The following is a 2,856-nucleotide window of genomic DNA, read 5'->3' on the forward strand; positions in this document are numbered from 1 at the left end:
TAGACGCTCAGTGCGTATACCCTTGTAGTCCCCATCCCCGAAGACCTTCATATACACACCACCCACGTACACCTGGTACTCTGGTGTCAGGCTCAAATTGACTCCAGCCTTCAGTTTCCCAGTAAGCTTCGCTCTCCAATCATTGCTTGCTATTCCTATTGCACCACTACCAATACCAGCACAAGCGTACGGAGACAACCTCTTATTCTCGCCTATTTCCATCCAAGAGAAGTCATAGCACAAATTTGCAGTCAGGGTCGTAGTGCTAATATCATTCACCTCCACAACATCAGCCCCTTTCTCACGCACAGCAAGCGCACGCGCAAAGTAAGCCCTATTTCTCTTATCCATGCTAGCTATTTTAGTTCCAGCATGGCGCTTACCCTTATCCCGTATACCTGCCCACCTACTGCCAGAGCCATCTTCTTTTACTTTTTCCAAAATTACTTTAGATACATGGGAGCCACTATGCACTTCATCAAACTTATCGGGTATACCGTCTTGTTTTTGAAAGTCGCTTGATTCCTTTACCATATCCCTTATCCTGTAGTAATCCAGAGCAGTCCTATTCAGAAACTTGTCAGCATCACACTCGTCGCCTAACACGTACTCAAGTACGTCATCCACAAGTAGGAATGGCACTCCACCATCTCTAAGCTTATTCTCCCTATTCTCCAGCACAATCTTGCTTTTCTCGCGCTCAATTTCAAGCTCTACTCTAACTCCCGCAACAGCATACCCAAATCCTGCCCTCAAACCTGACGTCTTTCTCTCGAATCGGACATGTGGGGTCAGCGACGCTTTACCCCAATCAAAATTTGAGGAGTGCAACTGTATATGGGGGTCCTTTTTGTTGTACGGGATCGACATCTTGGCTTTGTCCTCAATCCTCAAGCCAAACCCGCTGACATCGCTCACCGCAGGACCCACTCCAAGGCTGAAGAAAAACCTTTCGCCACCTTCTTCTAGTGCGCCAGCGTGCACAACGGAAACACAATTCGCACACACGAAAAAGACACTAACCACGCACAGGAAAAGCCTTACGCTAAATTTATCCATCACCCCCCCCCTCTCTGTAACTGGAGACGAAACAAACACACACTACACGCGTTTCTAAGGCATTATCCTAAAGAAATAGTAAAGAATGTCCAGCACTTTCCATTGTATATGTCCTATCTATTCACATCCAAATCCATACTTGTCCCATTTAGCAGTAACCATATCTACAACACTTTTGCTCATTTCCATTGGGACACCCCAATCCCTCTTAGTTTCAGGATAGATCTTATTTGTCGCATCTAGGCCCACTTTTCCTCCCAGGCCTTCTTCCGTGGAGGCAAAATCTAAGTAATCTATAGGTGCTCCATCTATGAACATCATATCCCTGCGTGGGTCCATTCTAGTGGAAATTGCCCACATAACGTCCTTCCAATCTCTCGCACATATGTCATCATCCACAACTATGACAAATTTTACGTACAAAAATTGCCTGAGGAACGAGATTATCCCCATAATAATTTTTCTCGCGTGTCCTGGATAAGCCTTCTTTATGGAAACCACCGCTATTCTATACGAACAGCCCTCTGGGGGGAGCCAAAAGTCCACTATTTCCGGATAGTGTGCCACAAGTATCGGAATAAAAATCTCATTTAGCGCCTCGCCGAGAACGGAACACTCATCAGGAGGTCTTCCAGTGAAGGTGCTCAAGTACAACGGATCTTTCCTCATGGTTATGGCTTTAACAACGAATTTCGGAAATCGCTCCACAGCATTGTAATACCCTGTATGGTCCCCATGCGGCCCTTCATCGAGAAGATCCCTTGTCACAAACCCTTCTAAAACGATTTCCGCGTTAGCAGGAACTTTTAGTGGAACCGTAATGCATTTTACAAGCTCTGTGGGACTCTTGCGGAGAATTCCGGCAAATTGATACTCAGACATGTTGTCAGGAATTGGTGTGACCGCAGAAATCATGGTTGCCGGGTCAGTGCCCATAACTACAGCAGCGGGAAAATCCTCGTTCTTTTCCCTTACCCATCTCCCATACTGTTGGGCTCCTCCTCTGTGTTTCAGCCACCGCATGATGGTGGTGTTTTTATCCACTACCTGCATCCTATATATGCCCAAGTTAAAATTATCTTCTCTGGCGGTTGAAGGCCCTTTGGTTACGACTATAGGCCAAGTTATCAAGGGAGCAGCATCACCTGGCCAGCAGGTTTGGATAGGAAATTTGGATAGATCAACATCATCCTCTCTAATCACGATTTCCTGACATTTAGCCTTTCTTACATCGCAGGCCCTGGCAGATATAACATTGCGCAATATTGGAAACATCCCAACAATATCTTTTAGCGACTCCGGGGGAATGGGAGACTTAAGGAATGCAAGCAGCTCTCCGATCTTTCTCAGCCCTGATGGGTCAGTACCTATCCCACATGCTATCCTTTCAACCGTGCCAAAAATGTTCGTCACGACTGGCATGCTGCACTTACCGTATGAGTTTGAAACATTATTAAAAAGCAGGGCAGGCCCGCCAGTATTTATAACTCTTCTGTGTATTTCTGTAATTTCCAAAACAGAAGAAACTTCTTCGTCAATTGTTACCAAATCCCGCTTTTCTTTCAAAAAAGAGACGAATTTTCCTAAACTTTCAAACGACACGGCTATGACACAATATGTTCTGGATGTTGCGCAATTTTACACATAAACCACATCTTGTAGCTATTGTTATCGCAAAATGAGGCATTACTTGTGAGGGAGATGAATGGGAGAGCTACGGTAGCGCTTTCAGCAAGAGGCATAAGAACAACGTGGTTAAAGGATAAAGACGCTGCGAATGATAGTAGTGATCGAGAT

At 45.3% G+C, this 2,856-nt stretch carries 2 protein-coding genes; both read right to left on the reverse strand.

Annotated features, from left to right (window positions below; genetic code table 11):
* A partial coding sequence (locus R4I06_RS04595; RefSeq protein WP_334414411.1) for a P44/Msp2 family outer membrane protein occupies positions 1 to 1,098 on the reverse strand: 1,098 nt, incomplete at its 3' end.
* A gap of 78 nt (positions 1,099 to 1,176) precedes the next feature.
* Positions 1,177 to 2,661 carry a UbiD family decarboxylase gene (locus R4I06_RS04600; RefSeq protein WP_334414412.1) on the reverse strand — a complete coding sequence of 495 codons (1,485 nt, stop codon included), beginning with the start codon at positions 2,659 to 2,661 and terminating at the stop codon, positions 1,177 to 1,179.
* Positions 2,662 to 2,856: the final 195 nt, after the last annotated feature.

Origin of the sequence: Anaplasma bovis (assembly GCF_036903315.1) — a bacterium.
GTDB lineage: Bacteria > Pseudomonadota > Alphaproteobacteria > Rickettsiales > Anaplasmataceae > Anaplasma > Anaplasma bovis.